Below are 25,422 nucleotides of genomic sequence, written 5' to 3'. Positions count from 1 at the left end.
ATCCACCACCTATAACGATGAAAACGACCCTGATTGCCGCGGCCGAAGTCGACCGCCTGGAAACCTGGCAACGCTATGCCAGCCACATGTGCGGAGGCTGCCATTCGACCTGCTGCACGCTGCCCGTGGAAGTGAAGATCAAAGACCTGATCCGCATCGGCGTGGTGGACGAGTTCGAAAAGGACGAGCCGCCGAAGAACGTGGCTAAACGCCTGCAGAAGGAAGGCATCATCGAACGCTTCAACCAGAAGTCGGGGATCTTCACCCTGACCCGGATGAGCAACAACGACTGCATGTATCTGGATCGTAAGAGCCGCCTGTGCACCATTTATGACAAGCGCCCGGATACCTGCCGCAATCACCCGAAGATCGGGCCGCGGCCGGGTTACTGTGCATACAAGCCCAAGGCAGCCGCGCGCTGATCGTTAGCCTGTACTGGCCTCTTCGCGCGTAAAGCTGCTACAGCAAGCGCAGACAAACAAAAACGCCCCCGGCCTTTCGACCGGGGGCGTTTTCATTCAGCCACAGCTAACTCAGCTGTTCTTGGCTTTCTTCGCAGCGCGGGTACGCTCGCTTTCGTCCAGGATCTTCTTGCGAAGACGGATGGACTTCGGCGTGACTTCGCACAGCTCGTCTTCCTGGATGTATTCCAGAGCCTGTTCCAGGGTGAAGCGAACAGGCGGAACCAGTGCGATGACTTCGTCTTTACCCGAAGCACGCATGTTGTCGAGCTTCTTGCCCTTGGTAGGGTTGACGCCCAGGTCGTTGTCGCGGCTGTTCTGGCCGACGATTTGACCGTTGTAGATCTCTTGACCGTGCTCGACAAACAGCTTGCCACGCGCCTGCAGGGTTTCCAGCGAGTAGGTCAGCGCCTTGCCGGTTTCGACCGAAACCAGTACGCCGTTCTGACGGCCGGACATGTGGCCGGACTTCACGGTGTCGTAGCGATCAAAGATCGAAGTCAGGATGCCTGCACCGTTGGTCAGGGTCAGGAACTGGTTACGGAAACCGATCAGACCACGAGCCGGGATGTTGTACTCCAGGCGTACACGGCCCTTGCCATCCGGGACCATGTTGGTCAGGTCGCCTTTACGCAGACCCATCTCTTCCATGACCTTGCCCTGAGATTCTTCAGGGATGTCGATGGTGACGTTTTCGAACGGTTCCTGCTTCACGCCGTCCACTTCACGGATGATCACTTCCGGACGGCCCAGGGCCAGCTCGAAGCCTTCGCGACGCATGGTTTCGATCAGTACCGAGAGGTGCAGCTCGCCACGGCCCGAGACCTTGAACTTGTCTGGGGAGTCGGTTTCCTCAACGCGCAGGGCAACGTTGTACAGCAGTTCCTTGTCCAGACGGTCCTTGATGTTACGGCTGGTGACGAACTTGCCTTCCTTGCCGCAGAACGGCGAGTCGTTGACCTGGAAGGTCATCGAAACGGTAGGCTCGTCAACGGTCAGCGGCTTCATCGCCTCAACGGCAGTCGGGTCGCACAGGGTGTCGGAGATGAACAGCTCGTCGAAACCGCTGATGCAGACGATGTCGCCAGCTTGGGCTTCTTCGACATCGACGCGGTGCAGGCCGTGGTGGCCCATCAGCTTGAGGATACGGCCGTTACGCTTCTTGCCGTCAGCGTCGATGGCGACAACCGGGGTGTTCGGCTTGACGCGACCACGGGCAATACGGCCAACACCGATCACGCCCAGGAAGCTGTTGTAGTCCAGTGCGGAGATCTGCATCTGGAACGGGCCGTCACGGTCAACAGCTGGCGCTGGAACGTGGTCGATGACAGCCTGGTACAGGGCAGTCATGTCTTCGCCCATTTCGGTGTGGTCCAGGCCGGCAATGCCGTTCAGGGCCGAGGCGTAGACGACTTTGAAGTCCAGCTGTTCGTCGGTGGCGCCGAGGTTGTCGAACAGGTCGAAGATCTGGTCCAGAACCCAGTCAGGACGCGCGCCCGGACGGTCGACCTTGTTGATCACGACGATCGGCTTCAGGCCAGCTTCGAAAGCCTTTTTGGTCACGAAGCGGGTTTGCGGCATCGGGCCGTCTTGGGCGTCGACCAGCAGCAGCACGGAGTCGACCATCGACATTACACGCTCAACCTCGCCACCGAAGTCGGCGTGGCCGGGGGTGTCGACGATGTTGATGTGGTAGCCGTTCCAGTTGATGGCGGTGTTTTTCGCCAGAATGGTAATGCCGCGCTCTTTTTCCTGGTCGTTGGAGTCCATGACGCGCTCGTCGTTGAGCTCGTTACGCTCCAGGGTGCCGGACTGGCGCAGGAGTTTGTCGACCAGGGTGGTTTTACCATGGTCAACGTGGGCGATGATGGCGATGTTACGCAGATTTTCGATCACAACTGTATCTCGATCAGAGGATTCGGTTGCCGCCAGTCTAGGCGGCCAATATGAAGTTAAAAGGCTCAGCGGGCCCGGCGGTCGGGAGGGCGATGGCGGATGCTGCCGCCATACAGCCCTGGCGTCTTATGTCGGACGATAAACACGCACATTGGCATGTCCCTCACTGAGCAGGTGGTGTGCGTGCAAACGGCTCATCACACCCTTGTCGCAATAGAGCAAGTACTGGCGGCTTTCATCCAGCTGCTTGAACTTGCTGTTGATCGCGTAGAACGGCATCACCTGGACTTCGATGCCTTCGAGCTCCAATGGCTCGTCTTCCTGGGCGTCGGGGTGACGGATGTCGATGACGATCTGGCCTGGCAGCGCTTCGCTGACTTCTTCAACCTCGATGTCCTTGCCCAGCTCGTCGATCACGTGGTCGATCGAGATGAACTTGGCGCGTTCGAGGGCGCGCTCCAGCACGGCCATGTCGAATTGCTTCTCTTCATGCTCCATGCGGTGACGCTTGGCGTGAGTGGTCGGGTTTACCGAGATCACACCGCAATACTCAGGCATGTGCTTGGCGAAGTCGGCGGTGCCGATTTCGTTGGCCTGGTCAATGATGTCCTGCTTGTGGCTCGCCAGCAATGGGCGCAGCACCAGCTTGTCGGTGGCCGAATCGATGATCGACAGGTTCGGCAGCGTCTGGCTCGATACCTGAGAGATCGCCTCGCCGGTCACCAGCGCGTCGATTTGCAGACGGTCGGCCATATGCGCCGCGCCGCGCAGCATCATGCGCTTGAGGGTCACGCCCATGTAGCTGTTGTCGACCTTGTTGAGGATCTCGCCGACCACTTCTTCGAACGGCACGCTGATGAACAGCACGCGCTGGCTGCTGCCGTACTTTTTCCACAGGAAGTGGGCCACTTCCATCACGCCCAGTTCGTGGGCACGGCCGCCGAGGTTGAAGAAGCAGAAGTGGGTCATCAGGCCACGGCGCATCATCTGGTAGGCCGCCACGGTGGAGTCGAAGCCACCGGACATCAATACCAGGGTCTGCTCCAGGGCGCCCAGCGGGTAGCCGCCGATGCCCTGGTGCTGGTTGTGGATCACGTACAGGCGCTGGTTGCGGATTTCGATGCGCACCAGCACTTCCGGCTTCTTCAGCTCGATGCCGGCCGCGCCGCACTGCTGGCGCAACTGGCTACCGACGTAGCGGTCGACATCCATCGAGGTGAAGTCATGGTGGCCGCCGCGCTTGCAGCGCACGGCGAAGTGCTTGCCGGCCAGCAGGTGGCCGAAGTGCTGCTTGCACTTGGCGACGATATCGTCGAAGTCGCCCAGCGGGTATTCCTCGACCTGCAGGAAGTGGGTGATACCCGGCGTGCAGGACAGGCGCTCGATCATCTCGCGCTGGACCTTCTCGTCCTCGACGCGGGTGACCACTTCGAGATTGTCCCAGACACCATCGACCGCGAGCTCAGGATCGAGGTCCTTGAGCACGTTGCGGATGTTCTTGCTGAGCTGGCGGATGAAGCGCTTGCGCACCGGCCGGCTCTTGATGGTGATCTCTGGGAAGACTTTGACGATAAGTTTCATTGGTTTAACAGCGCGCGCAGGGCCTGCCGAAAATGAGGGGCGCGAATTATAGCGGAAATTGCTCAGGATTTGACCAACTTTTGATCAGGCGGTTTGAGATAAATGCAGGAGGCGGGATTTGCGGCCCCTGTGCCGGCCTCATGGCGGATAAAACCGCCTCTGCACGGGCCGCAGACCTTTTCGGCGTCGCGCACTCCTTGCAGGAACGGCGCTATCCGCCATGAGGCCCTCAAAAAAAGCACGCCTTTAAAGCTGTGCACTCATTTGGTGCCCTGCACTCCATTTCTGCCTCCTAAAGGTGCGCTTTTGCCCGTCACCGACGCAGCAAATGCCCGCAAACGCCCCCTTTTATCCCGGCCTCGCCATTTTCGGGCACTGGCATGCAATTTGCTCCCTTGTGAGGCAGGTAAGCTTGGCCGACTATCCGCGCCCGGCAACACCCTTTTTACAGGGCAGCGGCCCACCGCGCTCTAGACCCTCCGGAGGACAACATGTCGAAGTCGGTTCAACTCATCAAAGATCATGACGTCAAGTGGATTGATCTGCGTTTCACGGACACCAAGGGCATTCAGCATCACGTGACCATGCCAGCGCGTGATGGCCTGGACGAAGACTTCTTCGAAGTCGGCAAAATGTTCGACGGTTCCTCCATCGCAGGCTGGAAAGGCATCGAAGCTTCCGACATGATCCTGATGCCGGTCGACGACACTGCCGTACTGGACCCGTTCACCGAAGAACCGACCCTGATCATCACCTGCGACATCGTCGACCCGTCGAGCATGCAGGGCTACGATCGCGACCCACGTGCAATCGCCAAGCGCGCCGAAGAGTACCTGAAGAGCACCGGCATCGGTGACACCGTATTCGCCGGCCCAGAGCCTGAGTTCTTCATCTTCGACGAAGTGAAGTTCCAGTCGGACATCTCCGGCTCGATGTTCAAGATCTTCTCCGAGCAGGGCTCGTGGATGACTGGCGCAGACGTGGAAGGCGGCAACAAAGGCCACCGTCCAGGCGTGAAAGGCGGCTACTTCCCGGTTCCGCCGTTCGACCACGACCACGAAATCCGTACTGCCATGTGCAACGCACTGGAAGAAATGGGCCAGATCGTCGAAGTTCACCACCACGAAGTGGCGACTGCCGGCCAGAACGAAATCGGCGTCAAGTTCAACACCCTGGTGAAGAAAGCTGACGAAGTACAGGCCCTGAAATACGTCGTGCACAACGTTGCCGACGCTTACGGCCGTACCGCTACCTTCATGCCGAAGCCACTGTACGGCGACAACGGCTCGGGCATGCACGTGCACATGTCGATCTGGAAAGAAGGCAAGAACACCTTCTCGGGCGAAGGCTATGCCGGCCTGTCCGACACCGCCCTGTACTTCATCGGCGGCATCATCAAGCACGGTAAGGCCCTGAACGGCTTCACCAACCCGTCGACCAACTCCTACAAGCGTCTGGTCCCAGGCTTCGAAGCACCGGTAATGCTGGCCTACTCGGCGCGCAACCGTTCCGCCTCGATCCGCATTCCTTACGTTGGCAGCCCGAAAGCCCGCCGTATCGAAGCGCGCTTCCCGGACCCATCGGCCAACCCGTACCTGGCCTTCGCGGCCCTGCTGATGGCTGGCCTGGACGGCATCCAGAACAAGATTCACCCAGGCGATGCTGCCGACAAGAACCTGTACGATCTGCCGCCTGAAGAGGCTAAAGACATCCCGCAAGTCTGCGGCAGCCTGAAAGAAGCCCTGGAAGAGCTGGATAAAGGCCGTGCGTTCCTGACCAAGGGCGGCGTGTTCTCCGACGACTTCATCGATGCCTTCATCGAGCTGAAATCGGAAGAAGAAATCAAGGTCCGCACCTTCGTGCACCCGCTGGAATACGAGCTGTACTACAGCTGCTGATCTGATCGACGCCTGGCGTCGATCAAGTCACCGCAAACGGCCTTCTTCTGAAGGCCGTTTTTGTTTTTCATTCACCCAGATCGGGCGCGCCCTACAAGCGGGAATTGCCCGGCTGTCCACAATCAGGTCTCCATGCACAAGGAGATCACCATGCCCCTAGGCCAATCGCACTCGGCCTGCTCGGCTGCCACGCACCCGCACCTTTGCATCCTGAGTTTCTTCCATTACTGGATAGCATTGACCAGCACCTCGACCTTGCCAGCTGTCACGCCATCAGGCATTGGTCCGCGCCACCCGCAACTGTGCGTCAATCGCTAAGCGCATCGATGCTCTATATTGGTGCATGGCAGCATGCGACGGGTCGCTATGCACCCCAAAACAGGTCACGTGAAACGGTAAACCAGAACATTCTGGTCCGAATAAGCGCAAATTCAGGTCTTTCTGAAGCAATCCCGCTTCTTTTCGGAGCCTTGGTTTGTTTCTTGCATTTTCTAAGTGAAGAGAGACTGGCATCAGCGGATACACTGCGCGCCGGCCATGCTCACCGCCATGCCCGGCAAGCGCCAAAAGAGGTCAACGACGCCTTATGACCATCAGCGATGCACAGCACCGTCTGCTTCTGGACAACCTGACCACGGCCACGCTCCTGCTCAACGCCGAGCTGCGCCTGGACTACATGAACCCGGCTGCGGAGATGCTGCTGGCCGTCAGCGGGCAGCGCAGCCACGGGCAGTTCATCAGTGAGCTGTTTACCGAGTCGACCGAGGCGCTCAACTCGCTGCGTCAGGCCGTCGAACAGGCGCACCCGTTCACCAAGCGCGAAGCGCAACTGACTTCGCTGACCGGGCAGGCCATCACCGTCGACTACGCCGTGACACCGATCCTGCACCAGGGCAACACCTTGCTGCTGCTGGAGGTGCACCCGCGTGACCGCCTGCTGCGCATCACCAAGGAAGAAGCCCAGTTGAGCAAGCAGGAAACCACCAAGATGCTGGTGCGCGGCTTGGCCCACGAAATCAAGAACCCGCTCGGCGGCATTCGTGGCGCCGCGCAGTTGCTGGCCCGCGAGCTGCCCGAAGACGGCCTGCGCGACTACACCAACGTGATCATCGAAGAGGCCGACCGCCTGCGTAACCTGGTCGACCGCATGCTCGGTTCGAACAAGCTGCCGTCGCTGGCCATGACCAACATCCACGAAGTGCTGGAGCGGGTCTGCAGCCTGGTCGAGGCGGAAAGTCAGGGCTGCATCACATTGGTGCGCGATTACGACCCAAGCCTGCCGGACGTGCTGATCGACCGCGAGCAGATGATCCAGGCGGTGCTGAACATCGTGCGCAACGCCATGCAGGCGATCAGCTCGCAGAACGAGCTGCGCCTGGGCCGCATCACCCTGCGCAGCCGCGCGATGCGCCAGTTCACCATCGGCCATGTGCGCCACCGCCTGGTGGCCCGCGTCGAGATCATCGACAACGGCCCGGGCATCCCCAGTGAACTGCAGGACACCCTTTTCTATCCCATGGTCAGTGGCCGCCCGGACGGTACCGGGCTTGGCCTGGCCATCACCCAGAACATCATCAGCCAGCACCAGGGCCTGATCGAGTGTGAAAGCCACGCAGGGCATACCGCCTTCTCGATCTTCCTGCCCCTGGAACAAGGAGCCACTGCCTCATGAGCCGAAGTGAAACCGTATGGATCGTCGACGATGATCGCTCCATCCGCTGGGTCCTGGAAAAAGCCCTGCAACAGGAAGGCATGACCACCCAGAGCTTCGACAGCGCCGATGGCGTCATGGGCCGCCTGGCCCGGCAGCAGCCGGATGTGATCATTTCCGATATCCGTATGCCCGGCGCCAGCGGCCTCGACCTGCTGGCCCAGATCCGCGAGCAGCACCCGCGACTGCCGGTCATCATCATGACCGCCCATTCCGACCTGGACAGCGCAGTGGCGTCGTATCAGGGGGGCGCCTTCGAGTACCTGCCCAAGCCATTCGACGTCGACGAGGCCGTATCGCTGGTCAAGCGCGCCAATCAGCACGCCCAGGAACAGCAAGGCCTGGACGTGCCCCAGGCTCTGGCCCGCACACCGGAAATCATTGGTGAAGCACCGGCGATGCAGGAGGTGTTCCGCGCCATCGGCCGGCTGAGCCACTCCAACATCACCGTGCTGATCAATGGCGAGTCCGGTACCGGCAAGGAGCTGGTGGCGCACGCCCTGCACCGCCACAGCCCGCGTGCGGCCTCGCCGTTCATTGCCTTGAACATGGCCGCGATCCCCAAGGACCTGATGGAGTCGGAGCTGTTCGGCCACGAGAAAGGCGCTTTCACCGGCGCTGCCAACCTGCGCCGTGGCCGCTTCGAGCAGGCCGATGGCGGCACGCTGTTCCTCGACGAAATCGGTGACATGCCGGCCGATACCCAAACCCGCCTGCTGCGGGTGCTGGCCGATGGCGAGTTCTATCGCGTGGGCGGCCACGTGCCGGTGAAGGTGGACGTGCGCATCATCGCCGCGACGCACCAGAACCTCGAGTCACTGGTGCAGGCCGGCAAGTTCCGTGAGGACTTGTTCCACCGCCTCAACGTGATCCGTATTCACATCCCGCGCCTTGCCGACCGTCGCGAAGACATCCCCGCCCTCGCCCGGCACTTCCTCGGCCGCGCCGCGCAGGAGCTGGCCGTCGAGCCGAAACTGCTCAAGCCGGAAACCGAAGAATTCATCCGCAACCTGCCTTGGCCAGGCAACGTACGCCAGCTCGAAAACACCTGCCGCTGGATCACCGTGATGGCTTCCAGCCGCGAAGTGCTGATCGGCGACCTGCCACCCGAGCTGCTCAACCTGCCGCAAGACGCCGCGCCCGTGACCAACTGGGAGCAGGCCCTGCGCCAGTGGGCCGACCAGGCCCTGGCACGCGGGCAGTCGAATTTGCTCGACAGCGCCGTGCCCAGCTTTGAACGGATAATGATCGAGACGGCACTCAAGCACACCGCCGGGCGTCGGCGTGATGCGGCAGTACTGCTGGGCTGGGGACGCAATACCCTGACCCGCAAGATCAAGGAGCTGGGGATGAATGTGGATGGCGGCGATGATGATGAGGGTGATGAACACTAAGACCGGGTAGGTCAGCATTACCACTGGGGCCGCTTTTGCGGCCCCACTCGTTTCAGGCCCATGCACCGAAGCTGTGCCGCCTGCACCGCCCCAAGGCACAAACCCCCTCAAAACCCGGCCAAATCGCCCTGAAAACCCAGTATCAACGGGCTTTTCAAAACTGGCACGCCCCCTGCAATTAGAGAATACATACCCAGTTTCGGGGGCCCTGGTACAGGCAGGCCGGGTGAACCCCTCTTTTATTCGCAGTCGCACACGCTTTTGGGGACCTCGGTACAGGCAGGCCGGGAAATCCCCTCTTTTACACGCAGTCGCTCCAACTTTCGGGGACCCTGGTACAGGCAGGCCGGGACATCCCCTCTTTTATTCGCGCAGCCTCACCTGCACCCGCCAACGCCCAGCGTCCTCTGCACCGGCCCACTCGCCCTGCAGGGGGCGCGCGGCAACCACGGTCAGCAGCAACCCTTCCTCGCTCTTCTGCAAACGCCAGCCCACCGGCTTGCCCTGCAAGCTCAATTGCCCACGCTGGGCCTTGCCCTCGGCCTGAAACAGCAGCGCAACCGTACCTTCGACATTCTCACCGTGGAGCTTCGGCTCGTCGTTGAACCAGAGGTCCAGGCCGCCCTGTACCACCTCCACTCGCTCAAGCACACGCTCTTCGGGTGCGGTCAGCCGGCCGATCATCAACCCTACCATCACGCCGACAATGGCCAGCGAAATCATCACACGTGGCAAGCCCTTCGAACGCGGCTCGGGTTCGGGGGTAGAATGTTCGCCATCTTCATGCTTGGAGCCGTGCATGTTTCACGTCATCCTCTTTCAACCTGAAATTCCGCCGAATACCGGCAACATCATTCGCCTCTGCGCCAACAGCGGTTGCGACCTGCACTTGATCGAACCGATCAGCTTCGAGCTGGACGACAAACGGTTGCGTCGCGCGGGGCTGGATTACCACGAGTATGCCACGCTCAAGCGCCACGAAAGCCTGGCCGGATGCCTGGAAAGCCTCGGCAACCCGCGGTTGTTCGCCTTTACCACCAAGGGCTCGCACCCCTTTCATGAAGTCGCCTACCAGCCGGGCGACGCGTTCCTGTTCGGGCCCGAGAGCCGCGGCCTGCCGACCGAGGTACTGGACAGCCTGCCGGCCGAGCAGCGCCTGCGCCTGCCGATGCGGCCAGGCTGCCGCAGCCTGAACCTGTCCAACACCGTGGCGGTGACGGTGTATGAGGCGTGGCGCCAGCAAGGGTTTGCCGGGAGCTGATGCAGGGCCTGCACTGGACCTATCCGCAAGCCGGCGATGAGGCCGGAGCAGGCAACAAAAAAGCGCCCCGAGAGGCGCTTTCTTGATACCGGCAGGGTTTACTGCACGGTCGGTGCTTCGCCAGCTTCCTGCATGCGCTGCATCTCTTGCGCGTACAGGGCGTCGAAGTTGACCGGCGACAGCATCAGGGCCGGGAACGAACCACGGGTCACCAGGCTGTCCAGGGTCTCACGGGCGTACGGGAACAGGATGTTCGGGCAGAACGCGCCGAGGGTGTGGCTCATCGAAGCCGCGTCGAGGTTCTTGATCAGGAAGATGCCGGCCTGCTGAACTTCGGCGATGAAGGCAACTTCGTCACCGTTCTTGACGGTAACCGACAGGGTCAGCACCACTTCGTGGAAATCACCTTCCAGGGCTTTCTGCTTGGTGTTCAGGTCCAGGCCAACGCTCGGCTCCCAGGTCTGGCGGAAGATCTGAGGGCTTTTCGGGGCCTCGAACGACAGATCGCGCACATAGATGCGCTGCATGGAGAACTGAGGGCTGGTGTCTTCGGCAGCGGCGCCGTTGGTCTGTTGGTCAGTCATGGCAGATCCTTATCCTAATGTTTTTGAATGCAGTGCAAATCAGGCCGCCAGCAGCGCGTCGAGCTTGCCGGCGCGCTCCAGGGCATAGAGGTCATCGCAGCCACCGACATGGGTACCGCCAATCCAGATCTGCGGCACCGAAGTACGGCCGGCTTTCTGGCTCATCTCGGCGCGCAGCTGCGGTTTGCCGTCGACCTTGATTTCTTCGAAGGCCACGCCTTTGCTCTCGAGCAGGTACTTGGCGCGCATGCAGTAGGGGCAGTAGTCGCTGGAGTAGACGATGACGGACTTCATATCACTTCACCAGGGGCAGGTTATCGGCTTTCCAGCTGGAAACGCCACCGCTCAGCTTGGCGGCGGTGTAGCCGGCCTTGAGCAGTTCGCGGCAGTGGGTGCCGGACTGCTGACCCATTGCGTCGACGACGATCAGGGTCTTCTCTTTGTGCTTGTCCAGCTCGCTCATGCGCGCGGCCAGCTTGTCCTGCGGAATGTTGATCGCACCGACGATGTGGCCGGCGGCGTATTCCTTGGCAGTACGGATGTCGATGACCAGGCCCTTGTCGGCATTGACCAGGGCGGTCAGTTGGCCATTGCTCAGGCTCTGGCCGCCACGGCGGATTTCATTGAGCAGCAGCAGGACCAGCAGAACAACGAAGATCGCAACCAGGATGTAGTGATCTGTCGCGAATTGAATCAGGTGAGCAACCATCAGCGGTGTTCCAGGCGATTGAAAATGCCGGCCAGTATACACAGCCCCCCATTGCCACCAAAGCCCGACGGGCCGGCCGGAACGGTACCTTCATGTTGCATGGATGGCCGCGCTGGTCAGGGAACAGGACGAATATTCGCCGCCCATGGCGCATTTGCCCTAAAATGCGTGTCTTTATCATCTTTGAACAACCGTGAGTTTGATTGATGACGAGTACGCCCAAACCCCTGGTCCTGATCATCCTGGATGGATTCGGCCACAGCGAAAGCCCCGAATACAACGCCATCTATGCCGCCAACACACCGGTCTATGATCGCCTGCGCGCCACCCAGCCGCATGGCTTGATCTCTGGCTCAGGGATGGATGTCGGCCTGCCGGACGGGCAGATGGGCAACTCCGAAGTCGGCCACATGAACCTCGGCGCCGGCCGTGTCGTGTACCAGGACTTCACCCGCGTCACCAAGGCCATTCGCGATGGCGACTTCTTCACCAACCCGGTGCTGACCGGCGCAGTGGACAAAGCCGCCGGTGCCGGCAAGGCCGTGCATATCCTCGGCCTGCTGTCCGACGGTGGCGTGCACAGCCATCAGGACCACCTGGTCGCCATGGCCGAACTCGCCGCACAGCGTGGCGCCGAAAAAATCTACCTGCACGCGTTCCTCGACGGCCGTGACACCCCGCCGCGCAGTGCGCAATCGTCGATCGAGCTGCTCGATTCGACCTTTGCCAAGCTGGGCAAAGGCCGTATCGCCAGCATCATCGGCCGCTACTTCGCCATGGACCGCGACAACCGCTGGGACCGCGTCAGCGCCGCCTACAACCTGATCGTCGACAGCGTTGCCGAATACACCGCCGACAGCGCCGTGGCCGGCCTTGAAGCGGCCTACGCCCGCGACGAGAGCGACGAGTTCGTCAAAGCCACGCGCATCGGCGACGCGGTCAAGGTGGAAGATGGCGATGCCGTGATCTTCATGAATTTCCGCGCCGACCGCGCGCGCGAGCTGTCGCGCGTGTTCGTCGAAGCCGACTTCAACGAATTTCCGCGCGCGCGCCTGCCCAAGCTGGCCGCCTACATCGGCCTGACCCAGTACTCGGCGAAAATCGCTGCCCCTGCCGCGTTCGCCCCAGCCAGCCTGGACAACGTGCTGGGCGAGTACCTGGCCAAGAACGGCAAGACCCAGTTGCGTATCGCCGAGACCGAGAAGTATGCCCACGTCACCTTCTTCTTCTCCGGCGGGCGTGAAGAGCCGTTCGAAGGCGAAGAGCGCATCCTGATCCCGTCGCCGAAAGTCGCCACCTACGACCTGCAGCCGGAGATGAACGCGCCGGAAGTCACCGACCGCATCGTCGAAGCCATCGAGCAGCAGCGCTTTGACGTGATCGTGGTCAACTATGCCAACGGCGACATGGTCGGCCACACCGGCGTGTTCGAGGCTGCGGTGAAGGCCGTCGAAGCCCTGGACACCTGCGTCGGGCGCATCGTCGAGGCGCTGGAAAAGGTCGGCGGCGAAGCCCTGATCACCGCCGACCACGGCAACGTCGAGCAGATGGAAGACGAATGTACCGGCCAGGCGCACACTGCGCACACCACCGAGCCGGTGCCGTTCATCTATGTCGGCAAGCGCCCGGTCAAAGTCCGCGATGGCGGTGTATTGGCCGATGTGGCACCGACCATGCTCAAACTGCTGGGCCTGGAAAAGCCTGCGGAAATGACCGGTACGTCGATCCTGATCGACGCCTGAGGCAAAGGGGCAGCCCTGCTGCCCAATCGCCGGCAAGCCGGCTCCCACAGGGTCCACCGCAGTTTTGGTGGGAGCCGGCTTGCCGGCGATTGGGGTGCAGAACGGCCCCTGTACACAGCAATTCCAGACAAACGCCTCACCGCATCTGCGGTGGGGCGTTTTTTTTGCAGGCCCAGGCGGGCATACTAGGCCAGTCTCCATCCTTGGTACGCCCAACCTCATGCTTCGCGCCCTGATCCTCCTAGCCCTGTCTTGCCTGCTCAGCCCGGCCTTCGCCGACGAGCGCGTGCAGACCCAGCAACAACTGGACGCCACCCGCCAGGACATCGCCGAGCTCAAAAAGACGCTGGGCAAGCTCCAGGAAGAAAAGGCCGGCGTGCAAAAAGATCTCAAAGCCACCGAGACCGACATCGGCAACCTCGAGAAGCAGGTGGAGGCCCTGCAACAAGAACTAAAAAAGACCGAGGGCGATCTGGAGCGCCTTGATACCGAGAAAAAAAAACTCCAGAGCTCCCGCGTTGAACAACAGCGACTGATCGCCATCCAGGCGCGCTCGGCCTACCAGAACAACGGCCGGGAGGAATACCTCAAGCTGTTGCTCAACCAGCAGAACCCCGAGAAGTTCGCCCGCACCCTCAGCTACTACGACTACCTGAGCAAGGCGCGCATGGAGCAATTGCGCGCCTTCAACGAGACGCTGCGCCAATTGGCCAACGTGGAACAGGACATCTCCCGCCAGCAAGAACAGTTGCTGGCCCAGCGCGCCGACCTCGACAGCCGCCGCCAAGCCCTCGAAGCCGAACGCGGCAAGCGCCAGCAAGTGCTGGCCAAGCTCAATACCGACATGAAGGACGGCGGCCAGAAGCTGCAGGCCCGCGAGCAGGACCAGGCGGACCTGGCCAAGGTGCTCAAGACCATCGAGGAAACCTTGGCCCGCCAGGCCCGCGAAGCCGAAGAGGTACGCCAGAAAGCCCTGCTGGCCCAGCAGGAGGCCGAAAAGCGCCGCCAGCAGGAAGCCCTGGCCAAACGCGAAGACATCACCGAGCCGCCAAAAAAGGCGCGTACCACCCTTGGCCCGCTGGTTTCCAGCGACAGCGTCAGCTATGGCGGCGCATTTTCTTCCGCACGGGGAAAACTTCCCTGGCCGGTCAATGGTCGACTGCTGGCACGCTTCGGCGATGCCCGTGGCAGCGATGCCCGCGCCAAGTGGGACGGGGTGATGATCAGCGCCAACCCCGGCACCCAGGTACGCGCCGTGCACGGCGGGCGCGTGGTGTTCGCCGACTGGTTGCGCGGTGCTGGACTTCTGGTCATTCTCGACCATGGTAATGGTTACCTGAGCCTCTACGGCCATAACCAGAGCCTGCTCAAGAGCGCCGGGGACATCGTCAAGGCCGGCGAGGCCATTTCCACCGTTGGCGACAGCGGCGGCCAGGATGCCGCAGGCTTGTATTTCGCCATCCGCCAGCAGGGCCGGCCTACCGACCCTGCACAATGGTGCCGAGGTTAGTTCACTTTTTACGGCGTAGCGCCCGGCGCTGCACCGATGCTCCTTTGGGAGCGCCTACAGGATCAGGAGTTCGTTCGACATGCTGCACTCGCCTCGTCTCACCCAGCTGGCCCTGACCATCGCTCTGGCGGTCGGCGCGCCCTTGGCCCTCGCTGCCGAGCCGGCGCCTGCCAAGCCCGCCGCGGTGCCCGCCACCGAGGTGACCGCCAAGGCGCCGCTGCCGCTCGAAGAGCTGCGCACCTTCGCCGAGGTCATGGACCGCATCAAGGCAGCCTATGTAGAGCCGGTCGACGACAAGACCCTGCTGGAAAACGCCATCAAGGGCATGCTCAGCAACCTCGACCCCCATTCGGCCTACCTCGGCCCCGAGGACTTCCAGGAGCTGCAGGAAAGCACCAGTGGCGAATTCGGCGGCCTGGGCATCGAAGTCGGCCAGGAAGACGGTTTCATCAAGGTCGTCTCGCCCATCGATGACACCCCGGCTTCACGTGCCGGTGTGCAGGCCGGCGACCTGATCGTCAAGATCAACGGCGCCCCGACCCGTGGCCAGACCATGACCGAAGCCGTGGACAAGATGCGTGGCAAGGTCGGCGAGAAGATCACCCTGACCCTGGTGCGTGACGGCGGCAACCCGTTCGACGTGACCCTCGCCCGCGCGGTGATTCAGGTCAAGAGCGTGAAGAGCCAGCTGCTGGAAAACGACTACGGCTACATCCGCATCACCCAGTTCCAGGTCAAGACGGGTGAGGAAGTGGGCAAAGCATTGGCCAAGCTGCGCAAGGACAATGGCAAGAAGCTGCGCGGCGTGGTCCTGGACCTGCGCAACAACCCCGGCGGCGTGCTGCAGTCGGCGGTGGAAGTGGCCGACCACTTCCTGACCAAGGGCCTGATCGTCTACACCAAGGGCCGCATCGCCAACTCCGAGTTGCGCTTCTCCGCCGACCCGGCCGACGCCAGCGAAGGCGTGCCACTGGTGGTACTGATCAACGGCGGCAGCGCCTCGGCCTCGGAAATCGTCGCCGGCGCCCTGCAAGACCAGAAACGCGCCGTGCTGATGGGCACCGACAGCTTCGGCAAAGGCTCGGTGCAGACCGTGCTGCCACTGGCCAACGATCGCGCACTGAAGCTCACTACCGCGCTGTACTTCACCCCCAATGGTCGCTCGATCCAGGCCCAGGGCATCGTGCCAGACATCGAAGTACGCCCGGCCAAGCTGACCGCCGAAGTGGATACCGACAACTTCAAGGAAGCCGACCTGCAAGGTCACCTGGGCAACGGCAACGGCGGCGCCGACCGCCCGACCGGCAGCAGCAAGCGCAAGGAACGCCCACAGGACGATGACTTCCAGCTGAGCCAGGCCCTGAGCCTGCTCAAAGGGCTGAACATCACCTCGGGCAAATGATCCCCCCCATGCGCTTCCTGCCGTGCCTGCTGTTCTGCCTGTCGGCCGGCGTCGCCCAAGCGGCGCCGGCCAGCAAGGCCTACATGAGCATCATCATCGACGACCTGGGCCAGAGCACCGAGCGCGACAGCCGCACCTTGGCCCTGCCCGGGCCGGTCACGATGGCGGTCATGCCCGACACCCCGCACGCCAGTGACTTTGCCCGCCAGGCGCACAAGGCCGGCAAGACGGTGATCCTGCACATGCCCATGGACCCGGCCACCGGCCCCTATGCCTGGCACCCTGGCACGCCGATCGAGGAGCTGGCCCGGCGCCTGGACACGGCGCTGGCCAAGGTGCCGTATGCCGCCGGCATCAACAACCACATGGGCAGCCGCATGACCGCCCAGCGCGAGCCGATGGCCTGGTTGATGGGCGAGCTGCAACGGCGTCACCTGTTGTTTGTCGATAGCCGCACCAGTGCCGCCACCGTGGCGGCGGCTGAAGCGCAGGCGCAGGGCCTGGCGCATGTGTCACGGGATGTGTTCCTCGACGACGTGCGCACCACCGAGGCAATCCTCGGGCAGTTGCAGCAAGGCATCACCCTGGCACACAAGCAGGGTTCGGCGGTACTCATCGGCCACCCTTACCCACAGACGCTTGAAGTGCTTCAGCGGGAGCTGCCGCGCCTGAAGAGCCAGGGCATCGAACTTATCCCCATCAAGCAGATGATCGCCGAACGCGGCAACCAGGCGATGCCGGGGCATGGCAAGAACGGGCGCTACACCAACCGCTGACCCCATAAAAAAACCCGCTCATATGAGCGGGTTTTCTTTTGCATCAACAGCAATCAGCTATACACACGCCCCAGCAACTGGCGGTGGCTTTCGAACTGATCCAGCACGTCACGCACGATCTGCTCCGGCGCGAAGCCCATCAGGTCGTACTCCTGGCTGCCGTCATGCAGGTACACCTCGGCGCGGTAGAAGCGCTGGCGCACTTCCGGCTCACCCTCCACCGGTGCTTCGCTCGGCGCGGCCATGTAGCCATCCAGGCTCACTTCGTAGACGAAGGGGTTGCCCTCTTCCATCATCACCCGCAGGCCCATGGTGTTGCGCGACTGGCCAACGCGGCTTTCGACCTCGAAGCCCAAGGTACGCAACTGCTCGGCAGCTTCTTTCAACGCCGGGCTCACCTGCTTGTCCATGAAGCGTTGCACCACTGCCTGGGTAGGCTGCAGGTCCAACTGGCTCAGGCGCTCACTGAAACCGCGACGGCCACGGGCGGCCAGCTCGGCGCGCTCCTGTTCCACCGCAACGTCCTGCTTCATGGCCTTGTACAGGCCGAACATGAACAGGACCAGCACCACCGAGAATGGCAGGCCGGCCAGCACCACCATGGTCTGCATGGCCTCGAAGTTACCGGCGAACAGAAGCCCGATGGTGACCAGGGTGATGATCACCGACCAGAACACCACCATCCAGTGCGGCGCGTCTTCGTCCACCTTGCCGCCTTTGCACGACAGGTTGGCCATCATCACCGCGCCGGAATCGGCCGGGGTGAGGAACAGCACGAAGCCGACGAACACCGCTACACCGATCACGATCTTGGCGGCCGGGAAGTATTCCAGCAGCTGGTAGATCGACATCGACGGCTGCTCAAGGGCGGTCTTGCCTAGCTCCACGGCGCCCTGGTTGATCACCAGGTCAAGCGCGGTGTTACCGAAGATCGACAGCCAGGCCAGGGTGAAGCCAAGCGGGATCAGCAGCACGCCGCTGACCAATTGGCGCACGGTGCGGCCTTTGGAGATACGGGCAATGAACATGCCGACGAACGGGCCCCAGGAGATCCACCAGGCCCAGTAGAACACGGTCCACAAGCCCAGCCAGCGCTCGGACTTGCCGGCTTCGCCTTCGTAGACATACAGGTCGAAGGTCTTCAGCACGATGCCGTTGAGGTAGTCGCCGACGTTCTGCACCAGGCCGTTGAGCAGGTGCAGGGTTTCCCCCCCCAGCAGCACGAAGATCAGCAGGCCGCTGAACAGCATGATGTTCAGGTTGGACAGGCGGCGGATGCCGTTCTCCACACCCGACACCGCCGCCACGGTGGCCACACCGGCCATGACCAGGATCACCACCAGCAGGTTGGTCTTGCTGTGGTCCATGCCGAACAGGTATTCCAGGCCCGAAGACACCTGCATCGAGCCAATGCCCAGGTTGGTCACCAGGCCCAGCAAGGTGACGAACATGCCGAAGATGTCCACGGCATTGCCGGCAGCGCCCTTGACCCAACGCTCACCCACCAGCGGGTACAACGCCGAGCGCAGTGCCAGCGGCTGGTTGTGGCGGTAGGCGAAGTAACCCACGGCCAGGCCGACCAAGGCGTAGATCGCCCAGCCGTGCAGGCCCCAGTGCAGGAAGGTCAGCTGCAGGCCCTGGCGCGCAGCCTCGAGGCTGGCGGGCGTGCCCTCCGGCGGGTTGAAGTAGTGGTCCAGCGGCTCGGAGGCGCCGAAATACAGCAGCGAAATGCCGATACCGGAGGAGAACAGCATGCCGGCCCAGGCGCCGTAGCTGAAGTCAGGCTGGTCATCCTTGCCGCCAAGCTTGAGCTTGCCGTAGTCGGAGAACGCCAGGTAGACGACGAACAGCAGGTAACTGCAGATCACCAGCATGTAGTACCAGCCGAAAGTGCGCGTCAGCCACTTCTGGGCCACGCCCAGCACTTGGCCGGCGGTGTCGGGTACAGCGATCAACAAGGCAGTCAGAACGAGGATCATCAGCGCGGAGGTGAAGAACACCACGCGGTTGACCCGTACCCTCTCGGCGGGGGGTTTGGTTAGGGAGGCAGAACTCATTGCACGAATGCTCCGGGCAGTACGGCGGTGGAGGCTAATCAGTCTTTCCCGAGCAATTGGTGCAATAGCCCCACTGCTACAGGTGTTATAAAAGCACCCTGGAAACCGTGATCCCGAATCGATACGTTGCAAAAAACAGACAGGTGGCCTGCTGTAAATGCGTAACCCACTGCGTAGGTGCGCGCATTCGTCACAGAGCACCCCGCCCGCTCCAAGGGCCTGCCGCAGGTCGATGACCGTTCGGCAGAATCTGCATTTCGCATCGCTCATGCCCGTCAACGCCTTGTATTCCGGGGGTTACGCGATTTCCTGGGGTGTCAAGATGTGCTTCCTGAAACAGCTCAAGAACTGTCAATGGCACAAATTGTCGCAGAGCTTATTCTTTATTGATTGAACGTTCAATCAAAACAAAATAGACTGGCCTTCGCCGAGTCAGCCGCCTGTCGTCTGCTCGCAGGGCCTGAGGAGATAGCAAGATGCCCAAGGTCGGTATGCAACCCATCCGCCGCCAGCAGTTGATCGAAGCCACATTGCAGGCCGTCGATCAGGTCGGCCTGGGGGACGCCAGCATTGCGCTCATTGCCCGTTTGGCCGGCGTGTCTAACGGGATCATCAGTCACTACTTTCGGGACAAGAACGGCCTGATCGCAGCGACGATGGGTTACATCATGAACATGCTCAACGAAGGCGTTAGAGCACGTCGCCAGGCCCTGACGGACGACAGCCCGCGCGCCCACCTGAAGGTGATCATCGAGGGTAACTTCGATGCCAGCCAAGTGAACGGCCCGGCGATGAAAACCTGGTTGGCCTTCTGGGCTTCCAGCATGCACCAGCCCGATTTGCACAGGTTGCAGCGGATCAACGATCACCGCCTGTATTCCAACCTGTGCTGCCAGTTCCGCCGCGTCTTGCCGCTTTACCATGCGCGCAAAGCCGCCCGCGGCCTGGCGGCCCTGATCGACGGCCTGTGGCTGCGTGGCGCCCTGTCGGGGGATGCATTCGACACCGACCAGGCGATACGGATTGCATACGAATACATGGATCTACAACTGGCTAAACAGCACACCCTGGACACATCGGACCAGGCCGCTGAACACGCACGCACGGCACTTGCCAACACGGCAGGAGCGTGACGCGCAAGCCAACCACACACTGCACTTGCGAGGACACTATGGCCCGTTTCGGAACGCAAAAACTCTACATTGATGGCGGTTATGTCGACGCTGGCAGCGATGCCACCTTCGAAGCCATCAACCCGGCTACCGGCGAAGTCCTCGCCCACGTGCAGCGCGCCACCGAGGCTGACGTCGAGAAAGCCGTCGAAAGCGCCGAACGTGGCCAGAAAGTCTGGGCTGCGATGACCGCCATGCAGCGTTCGCGCATCCTGCGCCGTGCCGTCGACATCCTGCGTGAGCGCAACGACGAGCTGGCTCAACTGGAAACCCTGGACACCGGCAAGTCGTACTCGGAAACCCGCTACGTCGACATCGTCACCGGCGCCGACGTGCTGGAATACTACGCAGGCCTGGTACCGGCCATCGAAGGCGAGCAGATCCCGCTGCGTGAAAGCTCCTTCGTCTACACCCGCCGCGAGCCGCTGGGCGTCACCGTCGGTATCGGCGCGTGGAACTACCCGATCCAGATCGCCCTGTGGAAATCCGCCCCGGCCCTGGCCGCCGGCAACGCGATGATCTTCAAGCCGTCCGAAGTCACCTCGCTGACCACCCTGAAACTGGCCGAGATCTACACCGAAGCCGGCCTGCCGGACGGCGTGTTCAACGTCCTGACCGGCAGCGGCCGCGAAGTCGGCACCTGGCTGACCGAGCACCCGCGCATCGAAAAAGTCTCCTTCACCGGCGGCACCACCACCGGCAAGAAAGTCATGGCCAGCGCCTCGAGCTCCTCGCTCAAGGAAGTCACCATGGAACTGGGCGGCAAGTCGCCACTGATCATCTGCGCCGACGCCGACCTGGACAAGGCCGCCGACATCGCCATGATGGCCAACTTCTACAGCTCCGGTCAGGTCTGCACCAACGGCACCCGCGTGTTCATCCCTGCCGAGCTGAAAGCCGCCTTCGAAGCCAAGATCGCCGAGCGCGTTGCGCGCATCCGTGCCGGCAACCCGGAAGACGAAAACACCAACTTCGGCCCGCTGGTCAGCTTCCAGCACATGGAAAGCGTGCTCGGCTACATCGCCAAAGGTAAAGAAGAAGGTGCCCGCGTGCTGTGCGGTGGCGAGCGCCTGACCGAAGGCGATTTCGCCAAGGGCGCCTTCGTGGCCCCGACCGTGTTCACCGATTGCACCGACGACATGACCATCGTCAAGGAAGAAATCTTCGGCCCAGTGATGAGCATCCTCAGCTACGAGACCGAAGAAGAAGTCATCCGCCGCGCCAACGACACCGAATACGGCCTGGCCGCTGGCGTGTGCACCAACGACATCAGCCGTGCCCACCGCATCATCCACAAGCTCGAAGCCGGCATCTGCTGGATCAACGCCTGGGGCGAATCGCCGGCCGAAATGCCGGTCGGTGGCTACAAGCAGTCGGGCGTGGGCCGTGAAAACGGCGTCAGCTCGCTGGCTCAATACACTCGCATCAAGTCGGTCCAGGTCGAGCTGGGCGGCTACACCTCGGTTTTCTAAACCGCATGTAGTCACGCCCGTGCCAGCGCGCACGGGCGTTCCCGCTCCCTGATCACCGCCAAACGAGGGTACTCACATGTCCCAAGAATTCGATTACATCATCGTCGGAGCAGGTTCCGCCGGTAACACCCTGGCCACCCGCCTGACCGAAGACGCCAGCGTCACGGTATTGCTGCTGGAAGCCGGTGGCCCCGACTACCGCTTCGACTTCCGCACCCAGATGCCAGCCGCCCTGGCCTTCCCGCTGCAAGGCCGCCGCTACAACTGGGCCTACGAGACCGACCCGGAGCCGCACATGGACGGCCGCCGTATGGAATGTGGCCGCGGCAAAGGCCTGGGTGGTTCCTCGCTGATCAACGGCATGTGCTACATCCGCGGTAACGCCATGGACTTCGACGGCTGGGCAGAACTGCCAGGCCTGGAAGACTGGACCTACCTGGACTGCCTGCCGTACTTCCGTAAAGCGGAAACCCGTGATATCGGCCCCAACGACTACCACGGCGGCGAAGGCCCGGTCAGCGTTGCGACCCCGAAGGCCGGCAACAACCCGCTGTTCCACGCCATGGTCGAGGCCGGCGTGCAGGCCGGTTACCCGCGCACCGAAGACCTCAACGGCTACCAGCAGGAAGGTTTCGGCCCGATGGACCGCTCGGTGACCAAGAAAGGTCGCCGCTCCAGCACCGCACGCGGTTACCTGGACCAGGCCAAGAAGCGCCCTAACCTGACCATCGTCACCCACGCCCTGAGCGATCGCGTGCTGTTCGACGGCAAGCGCGCCGTTGGCGTGACCTACCTGGTTGGCGACAGCGAAGAGCGTGTCGAAGCCCGCGCCCGCAAGGAAGTCATCGTCAGCTCCGGCGCCATCGCCTCGCCGCAGCTGCTGCAGCGCTCTGGCGTGGGCCCGCGCGCCCTGCTGGAAAGCCTCGACATTCCGGTGGTGCACGACCTGCCGGGCGTCGGTGAAAATCTGCAGGACCACCTTGAGCTGTACCTGCAGTACGCCTGCACTCAGCCTGTGTCGCTGTACCCGTCGCTGCTGTGGTGGAACCAGCCGGCCATCGGCGCCGAGTGGCTGTTCAACGGCACTGGCATCGGCGCCAGCAACCAGTTCGAGGCCGGTGGTTTCATCCGTACCCGCCCTGAATTCGAGTGGCCGAACATCCAGTACCACTTCCTGCCGGTGGCGATCAATTACAACGGCTCCAATGGCGTGAAGGAACACGGCTTCCAGGCGCACATGGGCTCGATGCGTTCACCAAGCCGTGGCCGCATCCAGGCCAAGTCGAAGGACCCGCGCCAGCACCCGAGCATCCTGTTCAACTACATGGCCACCGAGCAGGACTGGCAGGAATTCCGTGACGGTATCCGCCTGACCCGCGAAATCATGGCGCAGCCAGCGCTGGACCCATATCGTGGCCGCGAGATCAGCCCGGGCGCCGACGTACAAACCGACGAGCAGCTGGACAAGTTCATCCGCGAGCACGCCGAAACCGCCTTCCACCCGTCCTGCTCGTGCAAGATGGGCACCGACGACATGGCCGTGGTCGATGGCGAAGGCCGCGTGCATGGCATGCAGGGCCTGCGTGTGGTTGATGCGTCGATCATGCCGATCATCATCACCGGCAACCTGAACGCCACCACCATCATGATCGCCGAAAAAATCTCGGACAAGATCCGCAACCGCAAGCCGCTGCCGCGTAGCACTGCCAAGTACTACGTGGCCAACGGTGCACCGGTCAAAGGCAAGCCGATGCGTGAAGTGAAACAGGGCTGATCAGCACCGGCCTCATCGCCGGTAAGCCGGCTCCCACACTTACAGCGCCGCCTCCAGGCCTGCGATCATCCTGGGGGAGCCGGCTTGCCGGCGATGAGGCCCGCACATGCAACACAGACAAGGCACCCACTGCGGTGCCTTTTCTACATCTGCAGAAACGCTTTACATGCTGCCAATTCATCAGGTTAGAATCGATTGGCACGCGACCTGCTAGATCTTTCCGGCAAGTCCCTTTTTTCGCGCTGTCCCGGAGTACCTGCCTTTGGATGCAAGCACCATCAACAGCCTGTTCTTGATCGGCGCATTGCTGGTGGGCGCAAGTATCCTGGTCAGTTCTCTGTCGTCACGCCTGGGCATCCCTATTCTGGTCATCATCCTCGCTGTCGGCATGGTCGCCGGCGTGGACGGTGGCGGCATCATCTTCAACAACTACCCGACCGCCTACCTGGTGGGCAACCTGGCACTGGCAGTGATCTTGCTCGACGGCGGCCTGCGCACGCGAGTGGCGAGCTTCCGCGTGGCCTTGTGGCCGGCGCTGTCGCTGGCCACGGTCGGCGTGATGATCACCACTGCCCTTACCGGCCTGGTCGCCGCCTGGCTGTTCAACCTGAGCCTGATCCAGGGCCTGCTGATCGGCGCCATCGTTGGCTCTACCGACGCTGCGGCGGTGTTCTCGCTGCTCGGCGGCAAGGGCCTGAACGAGCGGGTCACCGCCACCCTGGAGATCGAGTCGGGCAGCAACGACCCCATGGCAGTGTTCCTCACTGTCACCCTGATCGACATGATTGCCAGCGGCCAGACCGGCTTGCACTGGAGCCTGCTGACCCACTTGCTGCGCGAATTCGGCATCGGTGGTTTGCTCGGCCTGGGCGGCGGCTGGCTGATGCTGCAACTGGTCAACCGCATCAACCTGGCCGGCGGCCTGTACCCGATCCTGGTGGTCGCCGGCGGGCTGGTGGTGTTCTCGCTGACCAACGCCCTGCACGGCAGTGGTTTCCTCGCCGTCTACCTGTGCGGCCTGGTGCTGGGCAACAAGCCGATCCGCAGCCGCCACGGCATCCTGCACATGCTCGACGGCATGGCCTGGCTGGCGCAGATCGGCATGTTCCTGGTGCTGGGGCTGCTGGTTACTCCGCACGACCTGCTGCCGATCGCCTTACCGGCGCTGGGCCTGGCGCTGTGGATGATCCTGATCGCCCGGCCGTTGTCGGTGGTTGCCGCCCTGCTGCCGTTCAAAGCCTTCCACGGCCGCGAGAAAGGTTTCATTTCGTGGGTCGGCCTGCGCGGCGCAGTGCCGATCATCCTGGCGGTATTCCCACTGATGGCGGGGCTGCCGGATGCACAACTGTTCTTCAACCTGGCGTTCTTCATCGTGCTGGTATCGCTGCTGGTGCAAGGCACCAGCCTGCCGTGGATGGCCAAGCTGCTGAAGGTCACGGTACCGCCGGACCCGGCGCCTATTTCACGTTCCGCGCTGGAGGTGCACATCACCAGCGAGTGGGAGCTGTTCGTCTACCGCCTGGGTGCGGAAAAGTGGTGCATCGGCGCTGCCCTGCGCGAGCTGAAGATGCCCGAAGGCACCCGTATCGCTGCGCTGTTCCGTGACGAGCAGTTGCTGCACCCGTCGGGCAGTACCGTGCTGGAGGTCGGCGACATGCTTTGCGTGATCGGCCACGAACATAACCTGCCAGCACTGGGCAAGCTGTTCAGCCAAGCGCCACAGCGCGGCCTGGACCTGCGTTTCTTCGGCGATTTCGTGCTCGAAGGCGATGCCGAACTGGGCGCGGTGGCCGCGCTGTACGGCCTGAAACTCGACGGCCTGGACGCGAAAATGCCACTGGCGCAGTTCATCCGACAGAAGGTCGGAGGCGCTCCAGTAGTAGGCGACCAGGTCGAATGGCACGGCACGATCTGGACCGTGGCGACCATGGACGGGAACAAGATCCAGAAAGTGGGCGTCAGATTCCCCGAAGGAACGCGACCCGGACCAGGATTGTTCCTCTAACTGGAGCAGAATTGTTC

Annotated in this window: 20 protein-coding genes; 13 read left to right on the top strand and 7 right to left on the bottom strand. The window is 62.2% G+C overall.

Going from position 1 to position 25,422, the window contains the following annotated elements; genetic code table 11:
• Positions 1 to 17: 17 nt before the first annotated feature.
• Entirely contained in the window at positions 18 to 422 is a 405-nt protein-coding gene (locus tag ACIPIJ_RS18825; RefSeq protein ID WP_401079406.1) for a YkgJ family cysteine cluster protein, read from the top strand.
• Positions 423 to 533: 111 nt separating this feature from the next.
• Here ACIPIJ_RS18825 and typA read toward each other — a convergent pair whose 3' ends face one another.
• Together typA and thiI are read right to left on the bottom strand one after the other, a co-directional pair.
• A complete protein-coding gene (gene typA / locus ACIPIJ_RS18820) occupies positions 534 to 2,357 on the bottom strand; it encodes a translational GTPase TypA (RefSeq protein ID WP_401079404.1) in 1,824 nt (607 codons plus the stop codon).
• Between the two features lie 126 nt (positions 2,358 to 2,483).
• Positions 2,484 to 3,938 carry a tRNA uracil 4-sulfurtransferase ThiI gene (gene thiI / locus ACIPIJ_RS18815; protein ID WP_401079402.1) on the bottom strand — a complete coding sequence of 485 codons (1,455 nt, stop codon included), beginning with the start codon at positions 3,936 to 3,938 and terminating at the stop codon, positions 2,484 to 2,486.
• Positions 3,939 to 4,429: 491 nt separating this feature from the next.
• Here thiI and glnA point away from each other — a divergent pair, with 491 nt between their 5' ends.
• The 3 genes from glnA to ntrC all read left to right on the top strand — a co-directional run bounded on the left by glnA (position 4,430) and on the right by ntrC (position 8,941).
• Positions 4,430 to 5,836, top strand: a complete 1,407-nt coding sequence (gene glnA / locus ACIPIJ_RS18810; RefSeq protein ID WP_401079400.1) for a type I glutamate--ammonia ligase — start codon at positions 4,430 to 4,432, stop codon at positions 5,834 to 5,836.
• A 586-nt stretch (positions 5,837 to 6,422) separates the two neighbouring features.
• The gene (gene glnL / locus ACIPIJ_RS18805) at positions 6,423 to 7,508 is read left to right on the top strand and encodes a nitrogen regulation protein NR(II) (RefSeq protein ID WP_401079398.1); all 1,086 of its coding nucleotides are present in this window, start codon (positions 6,423 to 6,425) and stop codon (positions 7,506 to 7,508) included.
• On the top strand, positions 7,505 to 8,941 hold the full coding sequence (ntrC, locus tag ACIPIJ_RS18800) for a nitrogen regulation protein NR(I) (RefSeq protein ID WP_400640224.1): 1,437 nt from the start codon (positions 7,505 to 7,507) through the stop codon (positions 8,939 to 8,941). The genes glnL and ntrC overlap by 4 nt, the downstream gene beginning before the upstream one ends.
• 363 nt (positions 8,942 to 9,304) lie before the next feature.
• Here the strand turns inward: ntrC and ACIPIJ_RS18795 are convergent, their stop codons facing one another.
• On the bottom strand, positions 9,305 to 9,742 hold the full coding sequence (locus ACIPIJ_RS18795) for a hypothetical protein (protein WP_401079396.1): 438 nt from the start codon (positions 9,740 to 9,742) through the stop codon (positions 9,305 to 9,307).
• Here ACIPIJ_RS18795 and trmL point away from each other — a divergent pair.
• Positions 9,741 to 10,202: a tRNA (uridine(34)/cytosine(34)/5-carboxymethylaminomethyluridine(34)-2'-O)-methyltransferase TrmL gene (gene trmL / locus ACIPIJ_RS18790; RefSeq protein ID WP_241805170.1), complete on the top strand. Its 462-nt coding sequence runs from the start codon at positions 9,741 to 9,743 to the stop codon at positions 10,200 to 10,202. The two genes, ACIPIJ_RS18795 and trmL, sit on opposite strands and share 2 nt — an antisense overlap.
• 98 nt (positions 10,203 to 10,300) lie before the next feature.
• Here trmL and secB read toward each other — a convergent pair whose 3' ends face one another.
• From secB to ACIPIJ_RS18775, 3 genes are read right to left on the bottom strand one after another with little or no spacing between them, the layout of a single operon-like run.
• Complete coding sequence (gene secB, locus ACIPIJ_RS18785; RefSeq protein ID WP_401079394.1) at positions 10,301 to 10,786, bottom strand: protein-export chaperone SecB; 486 nt, start codon at positions 10,784 to 10,786, stop codon at positions 10,301 to 10,303.
• A gap of 39 nt (positions 10,787 to 10,825) precedes the next feature.
• Complete coding sequence (grxC, locus tag ACIPIJ_RS18780; RefSeq protein WP_401079392.1) at positions 10,826 to 11,080, bottom strand: glutaredoxin 3; 255 nt, start codon at positions 11,078 to 11,080, stop codon at positions 10,826 to 10,828.
• A 1-nt stretch (position 11,081) separates the two neighbouring features.
• The gene (locus ACIPIJ_RS18775) at positions 11,082 to 11,495 is read right to left on the bottom strand and encodes a rhodanese-like domain-containing protein (RefSeq protein ID WP_016502017.1); all 414 of its coding nucleotides are present in this window, start codon (positions 11,493 to 11,495) and stop codon (positions 11,082 to 11,084) included.
• Positions 11,496 to 11,701: 206 nt separating this feature from the next.
• Between ACIPIJ_RS18775 and gpmI the strand changes: the two genes are divergently transcribed.
• The 4 genes from gpmI (at position 11,702) to ACIPIJ_RS18755 (ending at position 16,925) form a co-directional block, all read left to right on the top strand.
• Complete coding sequence (gene gpmI / locus ACIPIJ_RS18770) at positions 11,702 to 13,237, top strand: 2,3-bisphosphoglycerate-independent phosphoglycerate mutase (protein WP_401079390.1); 1,536 nt, start codon at positions 11,702 to 11,704, stop codon at positions 13,235 to 13,237.
• A gap of 220 nt (positions 13,238 to 13,457) precedes the next feature.
• A complete protein-coding gene (locus tag ACIPIJ_RS18765) occupies positions 13,458 to 14,747 on the top strand; it encodes a murein hydrolase activator EnvC family protein (protein WP_401079388.1) in 1,290 nt (429 codons plus the stop codon).
• A 79-nt stretch (positions 14,748 to 14,826) separates the two neighbouring features.
• Entirely contained in the window at positions 14,827 to 16,149 is a 1,323-nt protein-coding gene (locus ACIPIJ_RS18760) for a S41 family peptidase (protein WP_401079386.1), read from the top strand.
• An 8-nt stretch (positions 16,150 to 16,157) separates the two neighbouring features.
• On the top strand, positions 16,158 to 16,925 hold the full coding sequence (locus ACIPIJ_RS18755) for a divergent polysaccharide deacetylase family protein (RefSeq protein ID WP_401079384.1): 768 nt from the start codon (positions 16,158 to 16,160) through the stop codon (positions 16,923 to 16,925).
• Positions 16,926 to 16,978: 53 nt separating this feature from the next.
• Here the strand turns inward: ACIPIJ_RS18755 and ACIPIJ_RS18750 are convergent, their stop codons facing one another.
• Positions 16,979 to 18,982 (bottom strand): BCCT family transporter, encoded by a 2,004-nt coding sequence (locus tag ACIPIJ_RS18750; RefSeq protein WP_401079382.1) that lies wholly within the window; start codon positions 18,980 to 18,982, stop codon positions 16,979 to 16,981.
• A gap of 476 nt (positions 18,983 to 19,458) precedes the next feature.
• On the opposite strand from ACIPIJ_RS18750, the gene betI reads away from it, so the two are divergent.
• From betI to ACIPIJ_RS18730, 4 genes are all read left to right on the top strand, one after another.
• A complete protein-coding gene (betI, locus tag ACIPIJ_RS18745) occupies positions 19,459 to 20,115 on the top strand; it encodes a transcriptional regulator BetI (RefSeq protein ID WP_401079380.1) in 657 nt (218 codons plus the stop codon).
• 38 nt (positions 20,116 to 20,153) lie between these two features.
• Positions 20,154 to 21,626, top strand: a complete 1,473-nt coding sequence (gene betB / locus ACIPIJ_RS18740; RefSeq protein ID WP_401079378.1) for a betaine-aldehyde dehydrogenase — start codon at positions 20,154 to 20,156, stop codon at positions 21,624 to 21,626.
• A 76-nt stretch (positions 21,627 to 21,702) separates the two neighbouring features.
• Complete coding sequence (gene betA, locus ACIPIJ_RS18735; protein ID WP_401079376.1) at positions 21,703 to 23,400, top strand: choline dehydrogenase; 1,698 nt, start codon at positions 21,703 to 21,705, stop codon at positions 23,398 to 23,400.
• A 262-nt stretch (positions 23,401 to 23,662) separates the two neighbouring features.
• A complete protein-coding gene (locus tag ACIPIJ_RS18730) occupies positions 23,663 to 25,405 on the top strand; it encodes a potassium/proton antiporter (protein WP_401079374.1) in 1,743 nt (580 codons plus the stop codon).
• Positions 25,406 to 25,422 lie beyond the last annotated feature (17 nt).

It is taken from the genome of Pseudomonas sp. NPDC087185 (assembly GCF_044744955.1).
Classification (GTDB): domain Bacteria; phylum Pseudomonadota; class Gammaproteobacteria; order Pseudomonadales; family Pseudomonadaceae; genus Aquipseudomonas.
This window is presented reverse-complemented; position numbering and strand designations above follow the sequence as displayed.

What these genes read in the sequence shown, in the direction of transcription:
- ACIPIJ_RS18795 (WP_401079396.1), bottom strand. Translation starts at nt 9,742, where the DNA reads ATGCACGGCTCCAAGCATGAAGATGGCGAACATTCTACCCCCGAACCC.
- grxC (WP_401079392.1), bottom strand. Translation starts at nt 11,080, where the DNA reads ATGAAGTCCGTCATCGTCTACTCCAGCGACTACTGCCCCTACTGCATG.
- thiI (WP_401079402.1), bottom strand. Translation starts at nt 3,938, where the DNA reads ATGAAACTTATCGTCAAAGTCTTCCCAGAGATCACCATCAAGAGCCGG.
- betI (WP_401079380.1), top strand. Translation starts at nt 19,459, where the DNA reads ATGCCCAAGGTCGGTATGCAACCCATCCGCCGCCAGCAGTTGATCGAA.
- glnA (WP_401079400.1), top strand. Translation starts at nt 4,430, where the DNA reads ATGTCGAAGTCGGTTCAACTCATCAAAGATCATGACGTCAAGTGGATT.
- ACIPIJ_RS18750 (WP_401079382.1), bottom strand. Translation starts at nt 18,982, where the DNA reads ATGAGTTCTGCCTCCCTAACCAAACCCCCCGCCGAGAGGGTACGGGTC.
- trmL (WP_241805170.1), top strand. Translation starts at nt 9,741, where the DNA reads ATGTTTCACGTCATCCTCTTTCAACCTGAAATTCCGCCGAATACCGGC.
- secB (WP_401079394.1), bottom strand. Translation starts at nt 10,786, where the DNA reads ATGACTGACCAACAGACCAACGGCGCCGCTGCCGAAGACACCAGCCCT.
- ACIPIJ_RS18825 (WP_401079406.1), top strand. Translation starts at nt 18, where the DNA reads ATGAAAACGACCCTGATTGCCGCGGCCGAAGTCGACCGCCTGGAAACC.
- ACIPIJ_RS18765 (WP_401079388.1), top strand. Translation starts at nt 13,458, where the DNA reads ATGCTTCGCGCCCTGATCCTCCTAGCCCTGTCTTGCCTGCTCAGCCCG.
- glnL (WP_401079398.1), top strand. Translation starts at nt 6,423, where the DNA reads ATGACCATCAGCGATGCACAGCACCGTCTGCTTCTGGACAACCTGACC.
- ACIPIJ_RS18755 (WP_401079384.1), top strand. Translation starts at nt 16,158, where the DNA reads ATGCGCTTCCTGCCGTGCCTGCTGTTCTGCCTGTCGGCCGGCGTCGCC.
- ntrC (WP_400640224.1), top strand. Translation starts at nt 7,505, where the DNA reads ATGAGCCGAAGTGAAACCGTATGGATCGTCGACGATGATCGCTCCATC.
- betA (WP_401079376.1), top strand. Translation starts at nt 21,703, where the DNA reads ATGTCCCAAGAATTCGATTACATCATCGTCGGAGCAGGTTCCGCCGGT.
- ACIPIJ_RS18775 (WP_016502017.1), bottom strand. Translation starts at nt 11,495, where the DNA reads ATGGTTGCTCACCTGATTCAATTCGCGACAGATCACTACATCCTGGTT.
- gpmI (WP_401079390.1), top strand. Translation starts at nt 11,702, where the DNA reads ATGACGAGTACGCCCAAACCCCTGGTCCTGATCATCCTGGATGGATTC.
- betB (WP_401079378.1), top strand. Translation starts at nt 20,154, where the DNA reads ATGGCCCGTTTCGGAACGCAAAAACTCTACATTGATGGCGGTTATGTC.
- ACIPIJ_RS18760 (WP_401079386.1), top strand. Translation starts at nt 14,827, where the DNA reads ATGCTGCACTCGCCTCGTCTCACCCAGCTGGCCCTGACCATCGCTCTG.